We start from the raw sequence: 14,581 nt of genomic DNA, 5'->3' as shown, positions 1-14,581 counted from the left end.
CGCGCTGGACTGCCTTGCTGCGCAACTGATTCCTATCAGGCCTACCAGTTCGGTCGCGATTCGAGTGGCGCTGTTAACCAGATCATGACGCTCTACTCGAGGTTCGGATGCCCGCCGATCACCCTGAGTTCACCATGCCTGCCGCGACTCAGGCGACGTCGATGACGACCTTGCCGATGGCCTTGCGGTCGGCGACGTAGCGCAGGGCGGTGGCCGCCTGATCCAGCGGGAACCGCGCCCCGATGTACGGTCGCAGCTTGCCCTCGGCGAACAGTGCGGCGAGTTCGGCGTCGTCGCGGCCGATCTGGTCGGGATAGTCGGTGGCGAACGTCCGAATCTCCATACCGAGCAAGGTGATTCCCTTGAGCATCACCAGGTTCAAGGGGATCGCAGGGATTTGGCCGGTGGCATAGCCCAGCGTGACGAACCGCCCACCGCGGCCCAGGCCGCGAAGCGCTGGCTCGGAATAGGCACCGCCGACCGGGTCCAATACCACCTGGGCACCGCCGGCCCCGGTGATCTCCTTCAGCCGCGACTTGAGGTCCTCGCGGTCGTAGTCGATGAGCGCTTCCGCGCCGCGCTGCCGGCACACCTCGAGCTTGTCGGGGCTGGAAGCGGCGGCGATTACTCTGGCGCCCATCAGAACTGCGATGTCCACGGCGGCCAGCCCGACACCGCCACCCGCCCCCAGCACGACCACCCAGTCGCCGGGCTCGACCGGGGCAACGGTCCGCAACGTGTAATAGGCGGTCTTGTTGGTCACGCCGAAGGCGGCGGCGTCGGCGTAATCGACACCGTCGGGAATGGCGCTCAGTCCGCGGGCGTCGACGACCGCCTGCTCGGCGAAACCCCCGACGAATGTGGTCGCCGAAACCCGGTCACCGGGCCGGAAGTCGACGCCGTCGCCGACGGCAAGTACGTCGCCGGCCATCTCGCTGCCCGGGCTGAACGGCGGGGGCACCTTGATCTGGTACTTACCGCCGACCAGCAGGACGTCGGGATAGTTGACCGCCGCGGCGCGGACCTTGACGACTGCCTGACCCGGGCCCGGGACCAGATCGGATACCTCCTCGATGACCAGGTCCTCCGGGGTGCCGTACTCGCGGCAGACGAGGGCGCGCATCAGCGTTCTCCTTCCGGTACACCGAGTCCGCGCAGGCAGAACCGCACCAGGTGTGCGATGTCCTTGCGGCCCGGCTGATCAGTCGAGTCGACGTAGCGTCGCATCGTACCGACCGTGAGGACGAACACCGCGTCGGCGTCTCGTTCGGGGTCGGGCCCGCCGAGCTCACGGATCGGCTCGACCAGCAGCGTACGCACCGCGGCCATGATCTCGTCGGCGCCGAGGCGGCGCTGGTCCGAATCCGACATCTGAGCGATCACGGCGCGGCTCATGCCGGCCAGATCCGGATCGGCAACCTGGGCCAATGTGCCACTGATCCAGCGGCTGATCTTTCCCTGCGGAGTGCTCTCCTTGGCCATCTGATGTTCCAGGTATGAGACGACCAGGGCGACACCGCGTTCCATCACGGCAAGCATCAGGTCGTCCTTGCCCGCGAAGTACCGGTAGAACGCCTTGTTGGAGACGCCCGCCTCGCGCACGATGTCGGCGACCCGCGGTGCATCGGGAGCACCCCGCTGCATCACGGTCAGCGCGGCCGCGAGGATGCGCTCCACCTCCTCGGTGGCCTCTCGCTGGCGGTCGTCGAGCGCCCGCTCAACGGCAGCCGCGGCACGGCTGGTCACGGCGAAACAGGTAGTGCCGGAATACGATCGACCAGGTCGCCGTACTTCTCTCGGGCCCGCTCGATGCGATTGGCGAGGAACTCACTCGGCCACACCGGGTCCTCGGCGTCGTAACCGTTGAGGATTTGGCGAGCCAGGTTCACCTTGTGCGCCTCGGTCGGGCCGTCGGCCAATCCGAGAGTCAGCCCGCCGAGGAGCACGTTGGTCAGCGGCATCTGATCGGTCAATCCGAGGCCACCGTGTACCTGGATAGCCCGCAGCCCAATCGATTTGAGCACGTTGGCGGTCTGGATCTTGCACACCGCGATCGCTTCGCGCGCGGCGCGTTCGCCTTGGGCGTCGACCAGCCACGCGGCATAGAGCACCGCCAGCCGGAACTGCGCCAGCTCGACGTAGGAGTCGGCGACGAACTCCTGGATCAGCTGTTTGTCGGCCAGCGTGCTGCCTTGGGTGAAGCGGCTCTTCGCGCGCCTGGCCATCATGTCGATGGCGCGTTGAGCCATGCCGATGGAACGCATCGCGTGGTGTAGTCGTCCGCCTGCCAGCCGGGACTGCGCGACGTGGAAGCCCTGTCCCTCCTCGCCGAGCATCGCCGAGGCGGGCACCCGCACGTTGTCGTAGCGCACCAGGGAATGCCCGGGATCGTGCTGGTGCGAGCCCACCAGGCGATGGGTGGCCTCGATGATGACGCCGGGGGTGTCCTTGGGGACGAGGAACGTCGAAGCGCCCTTGTGCACCGGGACTTCCGCGTCGGTGATGGCCATGACGATGAAGAAGGAGGCGACCGACGCATTCGACGACCAGTACTTGAGGCCGTCGATGACCCAGTGATCGCCGTCGCGCACCGCCCGGGTGGTGAACCCCCGCGGATCGGATCCGCCCTGCGGCTCGGTCATGGAGAACGTGGAGAAGATCTCCCCGGACAGCAGCCCGGCGAGGTAGGTGTCCTTCTGCGCACTCGTGCCGAACCGCGCGAGGATCTCGGCGTTACCGGTGTCGGGTGCCTGGGTGCCGAAGACGATCGACGACCAGGTCGCGCGGCCGAGGATCTCGTTGATGAGCGTCAGCTTGACCGCGCCGAAACCTTGACCACCCAGTTCCGGCCCCAGATGTGGCGCCCACAGGCCCTGGTCGCGGACCTTCTGCTTGAGCGGGTCGACGACCCTGCGGCGCTCTGCGTCCAGCGGAAGGAACTCACAGCCGGGGAAGATCACCTCGAGGGGCTCGACGTCCTCGCGGACGAAGTCGCGAATCCACTCCAGCTTCGCTTCGAACTCTGGCTCGACCGAGAAATCGAATGCCATCAAAGTCTCCTTCTCAGGGGATGCCGCCGTCGGCCCGCAGGATCGAGCCGGTGGTGAAACTGGCGGCATCGGACATCAGAAACAATGCAGCGCCGACGATTTCGTTGGGATTTCCGGCGCGCTGCAGAGCGTGGCGGGCGAACGGGTTGTGGTCGCCGAAATTCCACGCTTTGCTGATGTCGGTGAGGAACGGTCCGGGCATCAGCGTGTTGACCCGCACCGTCGGTCCGAACGCGTGGGCCAGCCCTTCGGTCATCGCGTTGAGGCCGGCCTTGGAGGCCGCATAGGGGATGAACGACGGGTGCGGCCGCAGCGAGCCGTGGGTGCTGACGTTGACGATCGCACCCCCGCCGTCGGCGACCATCCGCTCACCGATGAGCGCCGAAAGCCGGAACGGGCCTTTGAGATTGAGGTTCATCACCGCGTCGAAGAGCTTCTCGCTGACGTCGGTGAGCTTGTCGTAGGTCGGAGACATCCCGGCGTTGTTGACCAGCACGTCCACCCTGCCGAATCGCTCGTAGGCGGCGCCCACCAGCCCGTCGAGTTCGTCCCACCGCCCGACGTGCACGCCGTAGGGCATGGCGGTGCGCCCGGTTTCGGCCGCGATCTCGGCGGCGGTCGCCACGCAGGCGTCGTACTTGCGACTGGCGACGATCACGTCGGCCCCGCAGCGGGCCGCCGCAAAGGCCATCTCCCGGCCGAGCCCGCGGCTACCGCCGGTGATCAGCACCACCCGGTCCGTCATGTCGAAAAGCTGTTCTGCATAACCCATTTCAGCTGTCCTCTCCGTTCTGCGCCAGCCGTGCTGCGGTGCTGATCAGATCGGGCACCATCGTTTCAAATGCCTGGGTGATCTTCGGGTCGGCCTGGCCACCGGTGACCGCGGCCGCATAGGTCTTCTCCAGCACGATGCCGAGCTTCCAGTTCGCCAGCACGAGGTAGTAATGGATGCTCTCGGTCGGCAGTCCGCTGATCTTCTCGTAGTGGGCGAGCAGTTCACTGCGGGTCGGCATGCCCGCCATGGGAAGGTAGAAGCCGTCATCCTTCGGGTTCTCGTCCTCGTAGCCCAGCAGGGCCCAGGCCACGTCGAGCAGGGGATCCCCGATGGTGGTCATTTCCCAGTCGACGATGGCTGCCAGCCGCGGGTGTGCGCCGTGGGCGAACATGACGTTGGCGAACTGGTAGTCGCCGTGCATGATTCCCGGCGTGAAATGCGCGGGCCGGTTGCGCCGCAACCAGTCCGCCGCGATGTCGAGGCCGGGCAGCTCTCGGACTCGGAACGCCGAGAGGAAGGACAACCAGCGATCGACCTGGCGGTCGTGGAAGCCGTCCGGCTTGCCGAATCCGTTCAGCCCCTGGGCCTTCCAATCCAGACTGCCGAGCTTTGCCGCGCCCTCGATGAGCTGGAATGCCAACCCGCGCCGGGCCGACAGATCGGTGTCGAAGGGGGCGGCCCAGCCGCCGTCCATTGGACTCCAGCCGTCGATCTCCTCCATCAGGTAGAACGGTTTGCCCAGCACCGTGCCGCTTTCGTCGGCGGCCACCAACTCGGCGTGCGGAACGTCGGTGTCCTTCAACGCGCGCTCCAGGCGGATCTCCCGCAGCAGTTCGTCGAGGCGGCGCTGGTCGGCCCGGGGGCCCGGCATCCGCATCACCATGGCGTCACCGCCCCGGCGGATCCGGTAAAGCATGTTCTGCGAGCCGCCCTTGAGCACCTCGGCAACCGGGAGTTCGCCGGCGCCCGGTGCGTTCTGGCCGTCGAGCCACCGGCCGAGTGCGGCGACGTCCAGACCCTCGGGAACCACCGTTCTCGTCATAGCACTCCTCAAGTCTCTGCTGGGAGAATAGCATTCTCCACTGCGGTCACCGGTAGTGTCTGCCGCATGGCGGGACCGCTGGAGGGCATCAGGGTTGTCGAGCTCGGTGTCTGGGTCGCCGGACCGGCCGCCGGCGGCATCCTGGCGGACTGGGGGGCCGACGTCGTCAAGATCGAACCGCCGACCGGTGATCCGGGCCGGATGTTCGGCCGGATGCTGGGTCTTGGCGACGAGGGCAACCCGCCGTTCGAAATGGACAACCGCTCCAAACGCAGCATCGTACTCGACCTGACAACGGATACCGGCCTGGCGACGGCACGCCAATTGCTGCGCGGCGCAGATGTTTTCATCACCAATGTTCGGCCGGGGGCATTGCGCCGGCTCGGACTGGACCACGCCTCGGTGGCCGAGCTCAATCCCCGCCTGGTGTACGGCCTGATCACCGGCTACGGGGAATCGGGACCCGACGCCGACCGGCCGGCTTACGACGTCGCCGCGTTCTGGGCGCGCTCCGGGGTCGCCGATCTGCTCACACGGCCCGGTGAGACCCCGCCGTTCCAGCGGGGCGGCATGGGTGACCACACGACCGGGATGACGTTGGCCGCCGCCGTGAACGCCGCCCTGGTCGCCCGTGCACGAACCGGCCGGGGTCAGCTGGTGAGCACCTCGCTGTATCGGCAGGGCGTCTACACCGTGAGCTTCGACCTGAATACGTTCCTGCTCACCGGCAGCCCGATCGCCATCGGCCAACGCGAGGCGATGGGCAACCCCTGCATGAATAACTACCTGGCCGCCGACGGCCGGCGGTTCTGGCTTGTCGGATTGGAGGCCGACCGGCACTGGCCCGCGCTGTGCCGTGCGGTGGACCGCCCGGAGTGGCTAACCGACAACCGCTTTGCCGCTGCCCGGGACCGGGCCGGCAATGCCCGTGAGCTGATCGGCATGCTCGACGAGATTTTCGCGACCAAGCCGTTGTCGCAGTGGGCGGAGATTTTCGCGACCGAACCCGACCTGTTCTGGTCGCCGGTCAATTCGATGCAGGACGTGCTCGGCGATGAGCAGTTCCACGCGGCGGGTGGCCTGGTGGAGGTTCCCGGCGAGGACGGCTCGTTGCCGATGATCGCCACTCCCGTCGACTTCCACGGCACGCCGTGGGCTCCGCGCTCGACCGCGCCGAAACTGGGCGAGCACACCGCGGAGATACTGGCCGAGTTGCCGGAGCGCTGACCGGCGCACCCCCCGGTACCGAAAGGATCACGTCACTCATGCAGCTGTTGCTGGTCAGGCATGCCCTGCCGCGTCGGACCGAAGCCGGCGAGGGTGCCGATCCGGTGTTGTCCGAACAGGGCTGGGAGCAGGCGCGGCGCCTGCCCGACGCGCTGCACCGGTTCCCGATTGCCCGGCTGGTCAGCAGTCCGCAACGCCGGGCGGTACAGACCGCCGCGCCGGTCTCCGAGGCACGTGGGCTCGTCGTCGACGTCGATGAGCGCTTCGCCGAGTACGACCGAGGCATGTCGCACTACGTCCCGATCGAGCAGGTCCGCACCGAGCGGCCGCAGGAGTGGGCGCGGATGGCGGCCGGGCACCTGCCCAGCAGCGTCGACGAGGACGCATTCCGTGCCCGGGTGAGCGCGGCGCTGGCCGCCGTTGTGGCCGCCGCCGAACACGACGAGACGGTGGCCGTCTTCAGCCACGGTGGGGTGATCAACGTGATCCTGCACGAGCTGCTCGGTACCGCGCGGCTGCTGTCGTTCCCCATCGATTACGTCTCGGTGACCAGGGTGCTGTACTCGCGCAGTGGACAGGGCACCGTCGCCACGGTCAACGGCACCGAGCATGTGTGGGACCTGTTGCCGCGCAATCAGCGCTAGCAGTTATACATAGCGGGTGACTTCACTCGACGGACTCGACCTGGCAGCACTGGACCGGCACCTGCACGAGGCCGGTGTCCCTCGCACCGGAGAATTGCAGGCGAGGTTCGTCTCCGGGGGGAGGTCCAACCTGACGTTCCTCATTCACGACGACGCCTCGTCGTGGGTACTGCGCCGCCCGCCGCTGCAGGGGCTCACGCCGTCGGCCCACGACATGGGCCGCGAATACCGGGTGGTGGCGGCGTTGGCCGGCACTCTGGTACCGGTGGCGCGCGCGGTCACCATGCGCGACGACGACTCCGTGGGCGGCGCACCGTTCCAGATGGTGGAGTTCGTGCCGGGGCAAGTGGTGCGCAGCCGGGTGCAGCTGGACGCCCTCGGCGGGCCGGACGTCGTGAGTGCGTGTGCCGACAGCCTGATTCGGGTGCTGGTCGACTTGCACGAGATCGACCCGGAGGCCGTCGGGCTGGGCGATTTCGGAAAGCCGACGGGCTACCTCGACCGGCAGGTGCGCCGGTGGGGTTCGCAGTGGCAGCACGTACGGCTGCCGGATGACGCGCGGGACACCGACGTCGAACGGCTACATGCGAAGCTGGCCGCCATGGTGCCCGAGCAGAGCCGCACCTCGATCGTGCACGGCGACTACCGCATCGACAACACCATTCTGGACGTCGACGATCCCACAATCGTTCGGGCCGTGCTGGATTGGGAACTCTCGACGCTCGGCGACCCGCTCTCGGATGCGGCGCTTATGTGCGTGCACCGCGACCCTGCGCTGAACCTCATCCTCAACGAGGAGACCGCGTGGACGGCGCCGCAGATGCCGTCCGCCGACGAACTGGCGCACCGCTACTCGATCGTTTCCGGAAGCCCGTTGGCGCACTGGGACTTCTACATGGCATTGGCGTACTTCAAGTTGGCGATCATCGCCGCGGGTATCGACTTCCGCCGGCGGATGGCGGCGACCACCGACGACGCAGACGACTCCGACGGGAACGACGGCGCGGGTCAGGCTGTAGCGATCCTGATCGAGCGTGGTTTGCAGACGTTGTCACGCTAGTGCTGTGAGCCGTTGAACGGCTCCAGGAACGGCGTCGACCAAGACGATATCGGCGAGCGCCCAGGCGATCGCCCCATCCCGGTCTAGGCGCCGGTGATCGCAGTCGACCCGCTCGGGATCACGTCACTAGCCGGCGTGCGCGGTGCGTTTGCTGCCGCCGACACCCTTCCTGCCCGAGTCGGCCGAACTCTTCGCCGACGCCTTGGCCGAAGCCGGCGTGCGTGACGCTTTCGTGCGGCCAGAGGTGGCGGAGGTGCCAGAGGTGGCGGAGGTGGTGGTGGCCGTAGTGGTGGTGGCCGTAGTGGTGGTGTCGGTGGTGGTGTCGGTCGCCACGTCACTCGTGGCGTCGGCCGACGATGTGGTGGAGCTGGCCGCGCTGGCCGCTGCCGCCGAGTTCCCCGATTCCGCGGCGCTGGACAGCGTCACCGACGACGCCGGGATTGTCGGGTAGACCTTGAATGCGTTCGCCAGGGTGGTCTGCGCGTCGACGATGCCATCGACGACGTCTTGGGCGCCGGAGCCGACGGAGCTGATCACGCCCTGGGCGCCGGCCACGACGGCGTCGACGACGGTGGTCAGATCCAGCGTCTTGATCGCCGCCAGCACATCCTGGGTCGCCACGATGAACGCCCGGGTGACACCGTCGAACAACTGGTATACGCCCCGGCCCGCGAAGTAGACGGCCTGCGGGACCGCCGTCCACAGCGCGGACTGGACCGCCAGGGTCCGGACATTGTTCGTGATGTATGCATTCAGGATCGGCAGGATGATCGAGGCCGCGGAGTCGACCACATAGTCCTCCGCAGTGGTCAACGAGCCCAGCCAGTCGCCGGTGACGACCTGCTGTCCCCAGGTCACGACCGTGGAGGGCAGCGCCCCGACTGCCTCGCCGGCGGCGACGCCCGCGGTCGCGAAGCCTGCGGCCAGCGTCGCGTAGCCCTCGATCTGGTTGGCGACGTACTGCCGCAGCGCCGGGACCGTGAAGATATCCAGCACCGACGCGGACAGGTCGATCGCCGGCAGATGGACCTGGGGAATGGCGGCCTGTGGCGCGGTGGCAGGGACGGCGATGACGGCGGCGCCGAGAAGGGCGACTCCGGTGGTCACCCAAGGGCGGGTGGCGGTGGCGGTGGCGGTGAGCATGTAGACCCCGATCGACGCGGACTGACGAGGACGTCAAGATACCGCGGGGGGAGCGGGGGTGCCCGCCGTGGTGCTACACCTGCCGGGCGGCCTTGAGGTTCTTCTTGGCAGCGCGGCGCAGCTGGAAAATCCTTGCCGCGCCGACGAGCACCGTGATCAGCGCGCCGCACACCGCGGCGAGCAGGATGGCCACACCCAGCGGCAGGGTCCAGCCCCAGCCGAGGAACGCGAACGTTGCCGACTCGGTGTTCTGGGCGATGAAGACCAGCAGGATCGTGAGGATCAACAACCCGAAGATCAGCGATGACCAGAGCGCAGCCGCCCGGGTGAACTTGACCTCGTTGAGCGCCTTGTCCGTCGGCTGCGGATGTGGGGGTACCGCCGGTGGCGGTGTCGGCTCCGTAGGCGATACCTGGGGTTCGCTGCTCATGAAGCCATCTTTGCCCGTTCGCGGCCAGAAAGAAACACGCGGCCAGAAAGAAACACATAGTGCCGCACCGAGCAGATGACGTCTGCCGTGATTCAAACCCGGGCGGGTGTCGGCGGCTGCCGTTACTGTCGGGACAAGGCCGGGGTGGAAGGGACGTTCATGAACCAGTCGCGGGGTGCAAAGCGACTGTGGTTGGCGGTGATTCTGCTCGCGGTGATGCTGCCGGTGGTCGGGGCGTGCGGCAGTTCCAACCCCCTTGGCGGCGGGACGACGTCGGGTGATCTCAAGTCGCTGGTGGTGGGCTCCGCAGACTTCCCGGAGTCTAAGATCGTTGCCGAGATCTACGCCCAGGCGCTGGAGGCCAACGGGTTCACCGTGGGCCGCCAGTTCGGCATCGGCAGCCGGGAGACCTACATCCCCGCCGTCCGCGACCATTCCATCGACCTGGTGCCCGAGTACACCGGAAACCTGCTGCAGTATTTCGACCCGAAGACGACGGTGACGACGCCCGATCAGGTAGAGCTGGCGCTGTCCCGGGCGCTGCCCGGTGACCTGTCGATCCTGACGCCCTCGCCGGCCGATGACACCGACACCGTCGCGGTCAGCGCTGCTACCGCACAGAAGTGGAACCTCAAGACGATCGGCGATCTGGCGGCCCATTCGGCGGAGGTCAAGTTCGGTGCTCCTTCTGAGTTCCTCACCCGCGCCGAGGGATTGCCGGGGCTGAAGGCCAAGTACGGTTTGGACATCAAACCGGACAACTTCGTCTCGATCAGCGACGGCGGCGGGCCGGCCACGGTGCGTGCGCTCGTCGACGGCACCGTCACGGCGGCCGATATTTTCAGCACCTCGCCGGCCATTCCGCAGAACAAACTCGTGGTGCTCGAGGATCCGAAGAACAACTTCCTGGCGGCCAACGTCGTCCCGCTGGTCAGCTCGCAGAAGAAGTCCGACGAGTTGAAGACGGTGCTCGACGCGGTCTCGGCGAAGCTGTCCACCGACGGGCTGATCGCCCTCAACACGGCAGTGGCCGGTAACTCGGGGGTCGACCCGGACGAGGCCGCGCGACAGTGGGTCCAGGACAACGGTTTCGACAAACCGATCGGGAAATAGATGATCACCTTCGAGACGGTCACCAAGACATACCCGGACGGCACGGTGGCCGTCGACAGCCTGAGTATGGAGGTGCCGACCGGTACGTTGACGGTCTTCGTCGGTCCGTCGGGCTGTGGCAAGACCACATCGATGCGGATGATCAATCGGATGATCGAGCCCACGTCGGGGACGATCACCGTGGACGGTCGCGACATCGCCGGCGTCGACCCGGTCAAGCTGCGCCTGGGCATCGGCTACGTCATCCAGAGCGGCGGGTTGATGCCGCACCAACGGGTCATCGACAACGTCGCCACCGTCCCGGTGCTCAAGGGCCAGTCGCGCAAGGAAGCACGCAAAGCCGCCTACTCGGTGCTCGAACGGGTGGGTCTGGATCCGAAACTGGGCGATCGCTACCCCGCACAGCTCTCCGGGGGCCAGCAGCAGCGCGTCGGAGTGGCCCGTGCGCTCGCCGCCGATCCGCCGATCCTGCTCATGGACGAACCGTTCTCGGCAGTCGACCCGGTGGTGCGCGATGAGCTGCAGGTCGAAATCCTGCGCCTGCAAAGCGAATTGCAGAAGACCATCGTCTTCGTCACCCATGACATCGACGAGGCGATCACCCTCGGCGACCGGGTGGCGGTCTTCGGGCCCGGCGGAACCCTGCAGCAGTACGACGCGCCGGCGCGGCTGCTGTCCAATCCCGCGAACGACTTCGTCGCGGGGTTCATCGGCGCCGACCGTGGATACCGCGGGCTGCAGTTCCGAGCGGCCGCCGGGTTGCCGTTGCACGACGTCGCAACCGTCACCGAGGCCGGGATCGACGCACTGTCGCTGTCGGACGGCGAGTGGCGATTGGTGACCAAGGACGACGGCCGGCCGTACGCGTGGATCAATGCCGAGGGCGTTGAGCTGCACCGCGCCGGAAGTTCCTTGTACGACAGCACAATCGCCGGGGGATCGCTGTTCGGTCCGGACGGCACCCTCCGGCTGGCACTGGACGCGGCACTGTCCTCGCCGTCAGGGCTCGGAGTTGCCGTCGACGCCGATGGGCAGGTGGTCGGCGGGGTTAAGGCCGCCGACGTGCTTCAAGCCCTGGACACCAGCGGGTGAGCGGATGAACTATCTGCTCACCCATCTCGACAAGGCCTGGGCGCTGACGGTCATCCATCTGCGGCTCTCGCTGGTGCCGGTGGTGCTCGGCCTGCTGATCGCGGTGCCGTTGGGCGCCTACGTGTGGCGGACCACTGCGTTGCGCCGATTGACCACGGTGACGGCGAGCATCATCTTCACCATTCCGTCGCTGGCTTTGTTCGTGGTGCTGCCACTGATCATCCCGACCCGCATCCTCGATGAGGCCAACGTCATTGTCGCGCTGACCCTCTACACCACCGCACTGTTGGTGCGTGCGGTGCTGGAGGCGCTGGATGCGGTGCCGGGTCAGGTACGCGACGCCGCCACCGCGGTCGGCTACACGGGGTTGTCCCGGACGCTCAAAGTTGATCTGCCGCTGTCGATTCCGGTTCTCATCGCCGGCCTCAGAGTCGTTGCGGTGACCAATATCTCGATGGTCTCGGTCGGTTCGGTGATCGGCATCGGCGGGCTGGGCACCTGGTTCACCGAGGGCTACCAGGCCGACAAGAGCGACCAGATCCTCGCCGGCATCATCGCGATCTTCCTGCTGGCCGTCGTCATCGACATCTTGATCCTGCTCGCGGGGCGCCTCATCACGCCGTGGGCACGGGTGAAGGCGAGCTGATGAACTTCCTGCACCAGGCACTGGCCTACATCTTCACCGCCGCGAACTGGGGTGGCAACGCCGGACTGGCGGCGCGCATCGTCGAGCATCTGCAGTACACGGCGGTGGCGGTCTTCTTTTCGGCGCTGGTCGCCATCCCGATCGGAATGATCATCGGGCACACCGGCCGCGGCACCTTCCTCGTGGTCACCGGCGTCAATGCACTGCGCGCGCTGCCGACCCTGGGTGTGCTGCTGCTCGGGGTGCTGCTCTGGGGCCTGGGATTGGTGCCCCCGACCGTTGCGCTGATGCTGCTTGGTATCCCGCCGCTGTTGGCCGGCACCTACTCCGGCATCGCCAATGTGGACCGCACGGTCGTCGACGCCGCCCGGTCGATGGGGATGACCGAGATGCGGGTGTTGCTCCGGGTCGAGGTTCCCAATGCGTTGCCGCTGATCCTCAGCGGCCTGCGCACCGCGACCCTGCAGGTGGTCGCCACCGCGACGGTGGCCGCCTACGCCAGCCTGGGCGGGCTTGGGCGTTATCTGATCGACGGCATCAAGGTCCGCCAGTTCTACCTCGCCCTGGTGGGTGCGTTGCTGGTGACAGTACTTGCGCTGGTGCTCGACGGCTTGTTGGCGCTGGCCGTCTGGGCTTCGTTGCCGGGCGCCGGCCGTTTCCGCCGGATGCCGCAACCATTGCTGGATGACGAAGTGAGCGTGGATGCGCAGGTCCCGACGTCACAGAAGGGTCGCACTTCGGCACCTGGTTACGAACGGGGTGACCCGTCGCTTACGGTAGATGGGTGAGTGCAGCCAACGATGCGACAGTAAGCGCCTGGCCAGCTGTTTTGACCTGGCGTGCCCACGACTCCTCGCGGATGGAATCCTCCCGCGTGCAGCTGTCGGGAAATCGGATCAAGGCATATGGCCGTATTGTCGCGGCCGCCTCGGGAACCCATCCGGCGTTCAGTGCGTCCTACGACCTGGTGACCGACGAGACCGGCGCCACCAAGCGGCTGTCGATGAGCGTGACCCTGGCCGAACGGGACCGGCAGCTGTCGATCGCCCGCGACGAAGAGAACATGTGGCTGGTCACCGACCATCAGGGGCAGTCCCGGGGCGGTTACGAGGGGGCGCTGGACGTCGACGTGGTGTTCAGCCCGTTCTTCAACGCGCTGCCGATCCGGCGCACCGGGCTCTACCAGCGGGTGGATTCGGTGAGCCTGCCGGTGGTCTACGTGAGCCTGCCGGATCTGACCGTCAAGCAGGCGACCATCAGCTACAGCAGCTCTGGCCCGGACAGCGGGGATGGCATCAAGCTGCATTCGCCGGTCGCCGAGACCACCATCACCGTGGACAGCGACGGCTTCATCGTCGACTATCCAGGCTTGGCAAAGCGGATCTGATCACCCCGCCGGCCCGGCCGGCGGCGGCGAGTTCCTCGCGCCAGTTCTCCTCGCCGATGGCGATGGTGACGATCTGCGGCCGGGAGAAACTGTCGTAACGGGCGCGGGCCGCGTGGCCGGCCTCGACGAGTTCGGCCACCGAACCCTTCTCGGACAACGATCTGCGAACCTGGTTCAGCAAGTCCAGGCTGCGGTCGAGGCTGGGCAGCAGCTGATCGACGTTGGCCTCACACATTGCACGCACCAGATCCGGTGCGGTCGCGGCCACCCGGGTGCCGTCGCGGAACGAACCAGCGGCCAGCGCGAAGGCCAGCGGCATCTCACCGGCGGTGACGGCCAGTGCCTCGGCCAACAGATGCGGCAGGTGGGAGATGCTGGCCGCGGCCGCGTCGTGCTCGTCGGACTTAGCGGGCACGACCACCGCCTGGCAGTCCAGTGCCAGATCCATCACTTGCACCCAGACTCCGGCGTCGACGTGTTCGTCGACCCCGATCACCCACGGCGCGCCGGCGAACAGCCGCTCGCTGCCGGCGCTCCAGCCGGAGTGCGCGGTGCCGGCCATCGGATGGCCGCCGACATAGCGGTCGAGCAGACCGGCCGCGCGCACCGCGTCGAGCACCGCACCCTTGACGCTGATCACGTCGGTCAGCGGGCAACTCGGGGCGAGCTCCTTGACGTGGCCCAGTAGCTGCGACACAGCGGGCATCGGAACGGCGAGGACGATCAACGCGTCACGATCGGCCGCCCACGTGAGTGCCTCGGTGATATCGGTGGTGGCGTCGAAGCCGTCGAAGCGGGCCGACTGGGCGCCCTCAACGGAGCGGTTGTAGCCGAACGCATCCCGGCCGGCGGCGACCGCGGCGCGTACGACCGACCCGCCGATCAGCCCGAGGCCGAGCACGCACACGGGTGTATTGGTCACCGTTCCAGGTTTGCACACCGGGCGGCGTTGCCGACGTGTGCCTGGTCAAA

16 protein-coding genes are annotated in these 14,581 nt (G+C 67.2%); 8 read left to right on the top strand and 8 right to left on the bottom strand.

The genetic code is table 11. From position 1 onward, the window contains the following. Positions 1–148: 148 nt before the first annotated feature. The 5 genes from ACXDF8_RS00370 to ACXDF8_RS00350 are packed head-to-tail and all read right to left on the bottom strand — an operon-like array spanning position 149 to position 4,867. The gene (locus tag ACXDF8_RS00370; RefSeq protein WP_457221265.1) at positions 149–1,123 is read right to left on the bottom strand and encodes an NADPH:quinone oxidoreductase family protein; all 975 of its coding nucleotides are present in this window, start codon (positions 1,121–1,123) and stop codon (positions 149–151) included. After that, the gene (locus ACXDF8_RS00365) at positions 1,123–1,746 is read right to left on the bottom strand and encodes a TetR/AcrR family transcriptional regulator (protein ID WP_457221264.1); all 624 of its coding nucleotides are present in this window, start codon (positions 1,744–1,746) and stop codon (positions 1,123–1,125) included. Before ACXDF8_RS00365 ends, ACXDF8_RS00370 begins: the two co-directional genes overlap by 1 nt. Continuing rightward, positions 1,743–3,050, bottom strand: coding sequence for an acyl-CoA dehydrogenase family protein (locus ACXDF8_RS00360; protein ID WP_457221263.1), 1,308 nt, complete (start codon positions 3,048–3,050; stop codon positions 1,743–1,745). Before ACXDF8_RS00360 ends, ACXDF8_RS00365 begins: the two co-directional genes overlap by 4 nt. Positions 3,051–3,063: 13 nt before the next feature. After that, complete coding sequence (locus ACXDF8_RS00355; protein WP_457221262.1) at positions 3,064–3,822, bottom strand: SDR family NAD(P)-dependent oxidoreductase; 759 nt, start codon at positions 3,820–3,822, stop codon at positions 3,064–3,066. Position 3,823: 1 nt separating this feature from the next. Then, positions 3,824–4,867: a phosphotransferase family protein gene (locus tag ACXDF8_RS00350; protein ID WP_457221261.1), complete on the bottom strand. Its 1,044-nt coding sequence runs from the start codon at positions 4,865–4,867 to the stop codon at positions 3,824–3,826. A gap of 66 nt (positions 4,868–4,933) precedes the next feature. Between ACXDF8_RS00350 and ACXDF8_RS00345 the strand changes: the two genes are divergently transcribed. From ACXDF8_RS00345 to ACXDF8_RS00335, 3 genes are read left to right on the top strand one after another with little or no spacing between them, the layout of a single operon-like run. Then, positions 4,934–6,094 carry a CaiB/BaiF CoA transferase family protein gene (locus ACXDF8_RS00345; protein WP_457221260.1) on the top strand — a complete coding sequence of 387 codons (1,161 nt, stop codon included), beginning with the start codon at positions 4,934–4,936 and terminating at the stop codon, positions 6,092–6,094. Positions 6,095–6,132: 38 nt separating this feature from the next. Then, the gene (locus ACXDF8_RS00340) at positions 6,133–6,738 is read left to right on the top strand and encodes a histidine phosphatase family protein (RefSeq protein ID WP_457221259.1); all 606 of its coding nucleotides are present in this window, start codon (positions 6,133–6,135) and stop codon (positions 6,736–6,738) included. Between the two features lie 16 nt (positions 6,739–6,754). Next, entirely contained in the window at positions 6,755–7,798 is a 1,044-nt protein-coding gene (locus ACXDF8_RS00335) for a phosphotransferase family protein (RefSeq protein ID WP_457221258.1), read from the top strand. A gap of 126 nt (positions 7,799–7,924) precedes the next feature. On the opposite strand, the gene ACXDF8_RS00330 is transcribed toward ACXDF8_RS00335, so the two are convergent. After that, positions 7,925–8,941, bottom strand: coding sequence for a hypothetical protein (locus ACXDF8_RS00330; RefSeq protein ID WP_457221257.1), 1,017 nt, complete (start codon positions 8,939–8,941; stop codon positions 7,925–7,927). Positions 8,942–9,014: 73 nt separating this feature from the next. Next, complete coding sequence (locus ACXDF8_RS00325; RefSeq protein WP_457221256.1) at positions 9,015–9,371, bottom strand: LapA family protein; 357 nt, start codon at positions 9,369–9,371, stop codon at positions 9,015–9,017. Between the two features lie 216 nt (positions 9,372–9,587). On the opposite strand from ACXDF8_RS00325, the gene ACXDF8_RS00320 reads away from it, so the two are divergent. Genes ACXDF8_RS00320 through ACXDF8_RS00300 form a run of 5 tightly spaced genes read left to right on the top strand, consistent with a single transcriptional unit; the run spans position 9,588 to position 13,609 of the window. Continuing rightward, positions 9,588–10,484 carry an ABC transporter substrate-binding protein gene (locus tag ACXDF8_RS00320; RefSeq protein WP_457221685.1) on the top strand — a complete coding sequence of 299 codons (897 nt, stop codon included), beginning with the start codon at positions 9,588–9,590 and terminating at the stop codon, positions 10,482–10,484. Then, entirely contained in the window at positions 10,485–11,576 is a 1,092-nt protein-coding gene (locus ACXDF8_RS00315) for an ABC transporter ATP-binding protein (protein WP_457221255.1), read from the top strand. Between the two features lie 4 nt (positions 11,577–11,580). Beyond that, the gene (locus tag ACXDF8_RS00310) at positions 11,581–12,222 is read left to right on the top strand and encodes an ABC transporter permease (protein WP_457221254.1); all 642 of its coding nucleotides are present in this window, start codon (positions 11,581–11,583) and stop codon (positions 12,220–12,222) included. Continuing rightward, a complete protein-coding gene (locus tag ACXDF8_RS00305; protein WP_457221253.1) occupies positions 12,222–13,010 on the top strand; it encodes an ABC transporter permease in 789 nt (262 codons plus the stop codon). Before ACXDF8_RS00310 ends, ACXDF8_RS00305 begins: the two co-directional genes overlap by 1 nt. Then, the gene (locus tag ACXDF8_RS00300) at positions 13,007–13,609 is read left to right on the top strand and encodes a putative glycolipid-binding domain-containing protein (RefSeq protein ID WP_457221252.1); all 603 of its coding nucleotides are present in this window, start codon (positions 13,007–13,009) and stop codon (positions 13,607–13,609) included. Before ACXDF8_RS00305 ends, ACXDF8_RS00300 begins: the two co-directional genes overlap by 4 nt. Here ACXDF8_RS00300 and ACXDF8_RS00295 read toward each other — a convergent pair. Next, a complete protein-coding gene (locus ACXDF8_RS00295; RefSeq protein ID WP_457221684.1) occupies positions 13,572–14,516 on the bottom strand; it encodes a prephenate dehydrogenase in 945 nt (314 codons plus the stop codon). The genes ACXDF8_RS00300 and ACXDF8_RS00295 overlap by 38 nt on opposite strands. Positions 14,517–14,581: the final 65 nt, after the last annotated feature.

This window comes from Mycolicibacterium sp. CBM1 (assembly GCF_054073305.1).
The sequence above is the reverse complement of the archived record's forward strand: the minus strand, read 5'-3'. Positions and strand labels throughout refer to the sequence as shown.

Excerpts from the sequence above, each read along its gene's own strand:
- ACXDF8_RS00310 (WP_457221254.1), top strand. The coding sequence starts at position 11,581 with ATGAACTATCTGCTCACCCATCTCGACAAGGCCTGGGCGCTGACGGTC.
- ACXDF8_RS00325 (WP_457221256.1), bottom strand. The coding sequence starts at position 9,371 with ATGAGCAGCGAACCCCAGGTATCGCCTACGGAGCCGACACCGCCACCG.
- ACXDF8_RS00315 (WP_457221255.1), top strand. The coding sequence starts at position 10,485 with ATGATCACCTTCGAGACGGTCACCAAGACATACCCGGACGGCACGGTG.
- ACXDF8_RS00370 (WP_457221265.1), bottom strand. The coding sequence starts at position 1,123 with ATGCGCGCCCTCGTCTGCCGCGAGTACGGCACCCCGGAGGACCTGGTC.
- ACXDF8_RS00340 (WP_457221259.1), top strand. The coding sequence starts at position 6,133 with ATGCAGCTGTTGCTGGTCAGGCATGCCCTGCCGCGTCGGACCGAAGCC.
- ACXDF8_RS00305 (WP_457221253.1), top strand. The coding sequence starts at position 12,222 with ATGAACTTCCTGCACCAGGCACTGGCCTACATCTTCACCGCCGCGAAC.
- ACXDF8_RS00320 (WP_457221685.1), top strand. The coding sequence starts at position 9,588 with ATGCTGCCGGTGGTCGGGGCGTGCGGCAGTTCCAACCCCCTTGGCGGC.
- ACXDF8_RS00355 (WP_457221262.1), bottom strand. The coding sequence starts at position 3,822 with ATGGGTTATGCAGAACAGCTTTTCGACATGACGGACCGGGTGGTGCTG.
- ACXDF8_RS00330 (WP_457221257.1), bottom strand. The coding sequence starts at position 8,941 with ATGCTCACCGCCACCGCCACCGCCACCCGCCCTTGGGTGACCACCGGA.
- ACXDF8_RS00350 (WP_457221261.1), bottom strand. The coding sequence starts at position 4,867 with ATGACGAGAACGGTGGTTCCCGAGGGTCTGGACGTCGCCGCACTCGGC.
- ACXDF8_RS00345 (WP_457221260.1), top strand. The coding sequence starts at position 4,934 with ATGGCGGGACCGCTGGAGGGCATCAGGGTTGTCGAGCTCGGTGTCTGG.
- ACXDF8_RS00360 (WP_457221263.1), bottom strand. The coding sequence starts at position 3,050 with ATGGCATTCGATTTCTCGGTCGAGCCAGAGTTCGAAGCGAAGCTGGAG.